The 7630-nt window shown below is 58.3% G+C and carries 7 protein-coding genes; 3 read left to right on the forward strand and 4 right to left on the reverse strand.

The genetic code is table 11. From position 1 onward, the window contains the following. The first annotated feature begins 408 nt into the window (after positions 1-408). The gene (locus Q0G85_RS09860) at positions 409-1641 is read left to right on the forward strand and encodes an ATP-binding protein (protein ID WP_297157495.1); all 1233 of its coding nucleotides are present in this window, start codon (positions 409-411) and stop codon (positions 1639-1641) included. 66 nt (positions 1642-1707) lie between these two features. Here the strand turns inward: Q0G85_RS09860 and Q0G85_RS09865 are convergent, their stop codons facing one another. Beyond that, on the reverse strand, positions 1708-1878 hold the full coding sequence (locus tag Q0G85_RS09865; RefSeq protein ID WP_297157498.1) for a hypothetical protein: 171 nt from the start codon (positions 1876-1878) through the stop codon (positions 1708-1710). 417 nt (positions 1879-2295) lie between these two features. Here Q0G85_RS09865 and Q0G85_RS09870 point away from each other — a divergent pair, with 417 nt between their 5' ends. After that, positions 2296-2523, forward strand: coding sequence for a hypothetical protein (locus Q0G85_RS09870; protein WP_297157501.1), 228 nt, complete (start codon positions 2296-2298; stop codon positions 2521-2523). A gap of 199 nt (positions 2524-2722) precedes the next feature. On the opposite strand, the gene Q0G85_RS09875 is transcribed toward Q0G85_RS09870, so the two are convergent. From Q0G85_RS09875 to hcp, 3 genes are all read right to left on the reverse strand, one after another. Further along, a complete protein-coding gene (locus Q0G85_RS09875; RefSeq protein ID WP_297157503.1) occupies positions 2723-3940 on the reverse strand; it encodes a hypothetical protein in 1218 nt (405 codons plus the stop codon). A gap of 68 nt (positions 3941-4008) precedes the next feature. Continuing rightward, positions 4009-4404 carry a YbaN family protein gene (locus Q0G85_RS09880; protein ID WP_297157505.1) on the reverse strand — a complete coding sequence of 132 codons (396 nt, stop codon included), beginning with the start codon at positions 4402-4404 and terminating at the stop codon, positions 4009-4011. Between the two features lie 266 nt (positions 4405-4670). Next, positions 4671-6245: a hydroxylamine reductase gene (gene hcp, locus Q0G85_RS09885; RefSeq protein ID WP_297157507.1), complete on the reverse strand. Its 1575-nt coding sequence runs from the start codon at positions 6243-6245 to the stop codon at positions 4671-4673. A gap of 95 nt (positions 6246-6340) precedes the next feature. On the opposite strand from hcp, the gene Q0G85_RS09890 reads away from it, so the two are divergent. Next, entirely contained in the window at positions 6341-6994 is a 654-nt protein-coding gene (locus tag Q0G85_RS09890; protein WP_297157510.1) for a Crp/Fnr family transcriptional regulator, read from the forward strand. The last annotated feature ends 636 nt before the right edge of the window (positions 6995-7630 follow it).

The raw sequence follows: 7630 nt of genomic DNA on the forward strand, positions 1-7630 counted from the left end.
GCCGCCCGCGCTGATTCACTTGCGGTTGCAGCTGGCGGCTTGCGCGCTAAAGGGCGATTGAGTTTCAAAACGGGCGTTTTCGGGGCAATCGAGCGTCCAAAGGCGGCCCGCCGCGTCCTTTGGGGCAAAAACGAAAACTCAACGCCCTGAGTTTGAAAATGGTTTTTGAGGTTGTCTCAGCTTTTGTCCCCGAAGCCGACGAAACACGACATGGTGTGACTTGGCGGCACGCGTTCTGTGCCGATGCCGAAAACTGGGTGCAACTGGAATGGCACTACGGTAAACGAGCGTGAAAGAGTGGGAGTAGGAAATTCCTTAGTTATAGGGGTATAAATCGTTTAGGTGATAAAGAATACACCAATAAACCAGTAATTTGATATACTGGCTCCAATGAAGATTGGAGCCAGTATGCGTTTGTTCCCCAGAGAAAACTACCTGAATAAGATCCGCGGCTTCTACCATGACGACGGGATGATCAAGGTCATCACCGGCGTCCGCCGCTGCGGCAAGTCCTGCCTCATGCAGTGCATCGCCGAAGAGCTGAGGGCAGAAGGCGTCGATGACGATCACATCGTCTTTTTCGACCTAGACCGATACGGGTACCGATCTGTCAAGGCCCCGGAACAACTCGAGGCCCTCATCGAGCCCCTGCTCGCTATCCCGGGGACGAAGTACCTCTTCATCGACGAGGTGCAAAACGTCGAGGGCTTCGAAGACGTGCTAAACGGGTTCCGCACCGAAGGCGGATTCTCCATCTTCATCACCGGGTCAAACTCTTACCTGCTTTCAGGGGAGCTGGCCACCAAGCTTACCGGGCGCTACATCGAATTCGAGATGCAGACGCTGGATTTCGGCGAGTATTGCCAGATGAAGCGCTTCTTGGGGCTACCCGTGAACTCGAATCCGGTCGCAGAGTTCGATACCTACATCCTCGAGGGCGGCTTCCCGAAGGCGATGGATTACCCCCAGCTCGCCGACAAGCGCGCCTACGTCACTGCGGTAATCCAGGAGATCTTCGAGAAAGACATCCGCAGGCGCGTGAAGATCAAGAACGTCTCCGTGTTCAACCAGGTGCGCGACTACGTCATCAACAACTTCGGCGCCACCACGTCGCTTGCGAACATCCAATCGGACCTCGAGAGCAAGCAGGGCGTGAAGGTCAAGCGCGAGACGCTCGCGCGATACCTCCAGATCCTCGAAGACGCGAAGATCGTCAGCAAGTGCGCCCGCTTCGACCTGAAGTCGCGAAAATCGCTGCGGGGCGAGCAAAAGTACTACCTAGCGGACCTGGGCTTCTACTTCGCCCTCAACACCGACAACCGCATCAATTACGGGCCCGTCCTTGAGAACATCGTTTATCGCTACGCTCGCGCACAGGGCTGCAAGGTCAGCGTCGGGCGCATTGGGAAGCTGGAATGCGACTTCATCCTCAGAACCCCCGAGATGGGCTACGCATACGTTCAGGTTGCAATGACCATCATGGCAGACCGGTCCACCGAGGAGCGTGAATACCGCCCCTTCGAACAGATCAGAGACAACTACCCCAAGTACCTGTTGACGCGAAGCGATCCCATCCAGCTTAGGGACGGTATTATCCATGCCAACATTCCCGAGTTCATGCAGGAAGGGAGGGCCTTCTAGGAGTGACAAATGCCTCTCTTCGATACCCGCTTGTGTGAGGCCGATCTTGAATGGGCGCCTTTGCCGTCATTTGCTTTTATGCGCCCGCCGCGACGATTCAACGAGTGTTCTTCCCCTGGTGATGGCAGGGCCGATGGCAAGCGGGCGATCTGCCAAAGGCATACCCTTGGCAGATCGCAAGCGATAGCTGTTCCGGCGGCCGAAGATAAAGCCACTGGCGACGATTTTTTCAGTCATCGCTCTCGCATATCTCGTCTGACCTGCGGAAACGCGAACCGATAAAGCCGCTGGCTACGATTCACTTCGCCAAATAGGCAACAAAGAAGATAATCGTACGTTTACCATTCGTTTCGAATAGCCTTGAATCCCAAAACCATCCTGTTTTTGTTCCCGGGACAAAAACGAAACTGCGGGCCTTCGGCCGCCCAAAAGTTTCCTGCGTCGTCCCATGTTTTGTCTCAAACGCTTACGCGAAGTGACGTGGCAGGATTTGGCGGTAAGGCACTCAAAGCTAGTGACCCAACTGGAGTCAACTGGAATGACACCATGGCAAACGAGCGCCAACGAGTGGGAGTAAAGCGAACAAGTGTTCGCTATAGCGATATAACACAAGGTAGCAGGCGCGGTTTCAAGCGAATCCGCGCCTGTTTGTATATGGGGAGCATAGACGCCATGTGCGCATTTGCGGCCGAGCCGTACTCAAACGACGACCTTACGGCATGGGTCCGCAATCGACGGCAGCAGCCCCGAAGCTCCCGACGCGTCGACCCACCTGTCGCCCGCCGCGTGGTGTACGCCATCCATCTGATCACGGCAGACGTGAAGAACACGGGCTGCAGCGCGGGGGCGGCGATGCACGCGGCCAGAATCGACCAGCAGTAGTTAACGCTCCGCTTGGCGGTGCCGTCAGCGAAACAGGTTCCCCATGCCAAAAGGGCGATCATGGCAACAATGAAACCATGTCGGGCCCTTCCCGTTTTTCCTCAAATCGGGAAGGGCCCGACTGGGAAATCTTCACGTTTCATGCCAGCGAACAGGGGACGCAGCGTTGTTCGCAGGTACTTCCTAGCCGATGATGCCGCTACGAGTTCGCCTTCCATATCGAGAGCGCAATCTGCGGCCTCGAGTATTCGTCGAATTCCTCCTCCGGCTCGGTGTCGAAGGAGCAAGCGACGCGAATGCGGGCATCGTTGTTGTATACGCGAACGCCCTCGTAGAACGACCCTTGCAGGAACGCCTCACTGAAATCGCCGGGGATGGCGCACGCCGCGAGCAACTCGGGGTCGGCAACGGATACGTCTAGGCCGCTGAGCGGGGCATTGAGAGCTTGGAAGTCTTGCTCGGCTCGACTCAGGTTTTCCTCGAGACTCGCGGCGACATCGACCCCTTCGTAATAATTGATCTCCGTGATCGTCCCGTATTCGTCGAAGGTCAAGTAGACGTAAGCCCCCTCCCAGCTGAAATCGCCTTCTCGCAGATAGCCTCTCACGTGATAGCCGTAATCTTTGTACTTCTCGTAGGGGTCATCTGTCGAAACGCGTTCGCATACCTGCGACAGCGCGTTTTCCGTCACCTCAATCTGCTCGGAGGCGAGGGCGATCTTCTCCTGCGTCTCCTGGCTTCCCTGGGCGTATTGCGGAAGGTATATCGCAATAAGAATCAGAACGGGCACGATTGTGAATGCGATCAATTGCTTTTTGATGTTCGGAACAGGAACGCCGTAGGCTTCTGCCATCGCCTCGGCATTGTTCGCGCTTTCCGAAAGCATGCCTGCCGCCGTGCTTACCGCGCCAATCGCCCCAGCGACCTGGGCCGCGTCTCCGAGATTCTGCGCCGCCTTGTTGTCGCTGTTTTGCAGCATGCGCCCCACCGCCTGCGTCGCAAGCACGCCGGCAATCTGGGCGGAGCGATCGCTTTGGATCTGCTTGACCGCAAGGCGATTCTGCAGGCCGATCCACTGTTTTCCGCGCATACCGAACTTCGGGCAAAGCGCGCAGAAGCAAAACACGGCAACACAGAGCGCAATAAGGGCAATCCCGGTATTGATCCCAGTCGGCTGGAAGCCGTCGTTATGGAAAACCAGGTCATCGATCATTTCCAGCGGCACGATAAGGGCGCACAGCGCAAACGACATGATGAGCGCCCGCAGGGCGATTTTAGGATATACGCAGTAGCGCTGGATCTGATTCTTCTCTTTTTCGCTAAGTGCTTGCATATGATGCCTTTCTTTGCCATACACAAACGCGTCTTCCCGCACGTCATGAGAGCCTCCGACCTGCAGAAGAGTACGCAATCCCATGGAAGCGACTCCTTCGACGCCCGGATTACGCAGGCGACGCCGCATCACTCGGTGGCACGCGCTTCGCCTTACCTTATGCGGTTTTCCGCCGCGGCAGGAGCAGTCGGCACACGGAACCCGATCAGCCAGAGCAGGAACAGCGCCACACAGCCGAGAATCGCCCACACCAAAGGGCGGGCAACAACAATGGCGCTTACCGCCATAACGACGTACGAGAAGCCCAGGATCGTAATTTTCTTGCGCACGGGAATACCATCCCCGGCGTTTATCGGCTCCACGTACGCTTTGTAAACCTTTGTTTTCACCAACCAGTCATTTAATCGCTGCGAGCTGCGCGAGAACAGAAACGCGGCGGCGAGCAGGAGCGGCGTGGTAGGCAGCACTGGCAGAAAAGCGCCCATCACGCCCAGGGCAACGCACAGGCAGCCAACAGAAACGAACACTGCTTTCTTAACGGGGTTCATGGGCAATCCTCCATCTTCCTCGCGATTCGTCCACCTAAAGTCCAACCGCCATCACAGCACTTTGCCGCGCGAGCAAAAGCCAGCTGCTCGATTCCGAAATAATCAAGCGCATCCTGGCCAATTACGCCACGACGGCGACCCAGCTTGCAAGCAGCCGTGCCGCCGCACGGACGACGAGGGCGATCTCGTCGGTGGAAGGAAAGTCGCGACGCCGGTCGCGGTCCCGCCAGCGGACAGATTACGCCCAAAGGGAAACGGCCGCTCGGCTAGCCCATAATCTGAGCGAGATCTGCCTCGGGGGTGGATATGGGGCGAATCCCGTAGTTGTCCACCAGCACCTGCAGCACGCCAGGGCTCACGAAAGCGGGCAGCGTGGGACCCAGGTAAATTCCCTTGATGCCCAAGTGCAGCAGCGTGAGCAGGATGCACACCGCCTTCTGCTCGTACCAGGAGAGCACCATGGAAAGCGGCAGGTCGTTCACACCGCAACCAAAGGCGTCTGCCAGCGCGAGCGCGATCTTGATCGCGCCGTAAGCGTCGTTGCACTGTCCCACATCCAACAGGCGCGGAATGCTACCGATGCTGCCCAGGTCCAGGTCGTTGAAGCGATACTTTCCGCAGGCCAGGGTCAGGATGACGGAGTCGGAGGGGGCGAGCTTGGCAAAATCGGTGTAGTAGCTGCGCTCCTTGCGCATGCCGTCGCAGCCCGCCAGCAGGATGAAGCGCTTGATGTCGCCGGACTTTACCGCGTCGATGACGGCAGGCGCGACGCTCATCACGGTGTCGTAGCCGAATCCGGTGGTGACGCTGGTGCCGCCGTTGATACCGGCAAAGGTTCGATCGGTATCCCAACCGCCAAGCTCCAGCGCCTTTTCAATGAGGGCCGAAAAATCCTTAACACCGTCTTCGCCCGCCTTGACGGCATGCGCGCCCGGGAAGCTCACAGGGCCGGTGGTGAACACTCGGTCGGCATACGACTCGTCCGGCTTCACCAGGCAGTTGGTCGTCCACAGAATAGGCGCGGGAAGGTCTTTGAACTCCTTGCGCTGGTTGTGCCATGCGGTACCGTAGTTGCCTTTCAGGTGCGAATACTTTCGCAGCTCGGGATAGGCGTTGGCGGGGAGCATCTCGCCGTGGGTGTACACGTTCACGCCGCAGCCCTCGGTTTGCTCCAAAAGCTGCTTGAGGTCGTGCAGGTCGTGGCCGGTAACGACGATGAAGGGACCCGCTTCAACCGTAAGCTCAACCGTCGCAGGCTCGGGCTTGCCGTAGGCGGAGATATTCGCATCCTCCAAGGCGGCCATGGCGGTCAAGTTGACCTCACCGCACTTGAGAACCAAAGGCAGCAGCTCGTCCATGTCCAAATCGGAGCCGACAGCCCGCATGCCCTCGTAGAGGAACGCCGTCACAGCAGGGTCCGACTTCCCCAGCACCTTCGCATGATAGGCGTACGCCGCCACGCCGCGCATGCCAAAAAGCAACAAGCTCTTCAAGCTGCGGATATCTTCCTGCGCATGCCACAGCTCATCCATGTCAAACGAGTGGAATTCGCCCAGGGCGATAGCCTTCGCGCGAACGCGGCGCTCGAGAGCGGCGATGGCCTCGGGGTCGAAGCTGACGTTGCTCACGCAGGCGAACATGCCCTCCAGCATAAGCCCGTCGGATTCGGCATCCCCCCTTCCGCCATTCTCGGCTCGGGCCAAGGCGACCAATGCCCCGGTCAACTCATCTTGCAACCGAGCCACGTCGGCGGTCTTACCGCACACGCCGGCGGCACCGGTGCAGGCAGTGCATCCCGCCGTCTGTTCGCACTGAAAGCAAAACATGTTCTCGTCAGTCATTTCGCGCTCCTCTATTTGGGGGTGTCTTCTCGAAACAACTGCACTATACTGTGGTATTGAATACATTTCTGTTGTAGAACCTACAGGTGAAGATCATGCTTGAAATTTCCAAATCCTCCTCGCTGCTTTTCGCCGGCATAACCAAAGATGAAGCGGCCCTCATGCTGCCATGCCTTGGAGCTATAAAGAAATCCTTCGGCCGGGAGGAACGAATCATGCGCTCCGGCCAGCCCACCGAATACCTCGGCGTCGTGCTGTCCGGGCGCGTGCGTGTCGAGGTATCGGACGCCTGGGGCGAGACGACGATCTTGGAGATGCTGGGGCCCGGCTCGCTTTTCGCGCACGGCTACGCCTGCAGCATGGAGCCCCTCGACATCGACGTGCTGGCGGATTCGGCCTGCGAGGTGGTGCTGCTCAAAGCCGAGCGCATCATCCATTCCTGCCCCAAGCAGTGCGGCTGCCACTCGCACATATCCTCGAACCTCATGCGCGCCTTGGCATTGAGCAACCTGGACATGAACCACCGCGCCATAGCCATGACCCCCAAGACCATACGGGGAAAGATCCTCGCCTTCCTGTCGCAGCAGCAAAAGAAGGCCGGCACCCGCGCTTTCTCCATCCCCTACAGCCAGACCAAATTGGCAAGCTACCTCAGCGTCGACCGCAGCGCGTTGTCGAACGAGCTGTCGAAGCTGCGGAAGGAAGGCGTCATCGACTACGAAGGCCGCACGTACCGGCTCCTCCCATAACCAAGCTTGATTCCATTGCCGTATTCTCCCTTCGCGTCTTCCGTGCCGGGGCGGCGCCGGCCCCTCTACCCAAAACACGCACGAGAAGGCGAATCATGACAGGATTAGGGGATCTTTTTCGGCGACATCCCCATTTCTCAATGCTCGGAAAACAGGAGTCGCTTTACGGGAAGGCCCCAAGTTCGCGAGAAGGTTCTCGCGCGCTCCCCGAGTTCGCGGGGCGCTCCCAGGTCGCGAGCGTTCCCCGAGTTCGCGGCCGGGAAACGCACTACCTGAGGCGTCCCCGGGTTTGCGGGAAGACCCCGAGGCTCTCGCGGCAGAGCGGCCGGCGGTTCCGGCGATGGCCCTTGCTGCACCACAAATCCGGTGACGCCCCTAAGAAGTTCTTTCCCGAATTCCCCCAATCGTGGACAAAAAATGGCGATATGTGAGCCGTTCAAAGGCGAGAGAAGCGATCGGCGGATTCGTCGCGAGCGTTTGCCCAGGTCAGAAATTTCAACATGAAGTTTACCGCCTACAACTCCTCACATATCGACCATTTTTGTCCACGACAAGTCGATCTCTATGTTAAACCACCGTTGACATGTCGGCGATCTGCCTGGTCCAGTAGACCATGGCGTCGCCGCATTCGAGGTG

Origin of the sequence: uncultured Ellagibacter sp. (genome assembly GCF_934617235.1) — a bacterium.
Classification (GTDB): domain Bacteria; phylum Actinomycetota; class Coriobacteriia; order Coriobacteriales; family Eggerthellaceae; genus Ellagibacter.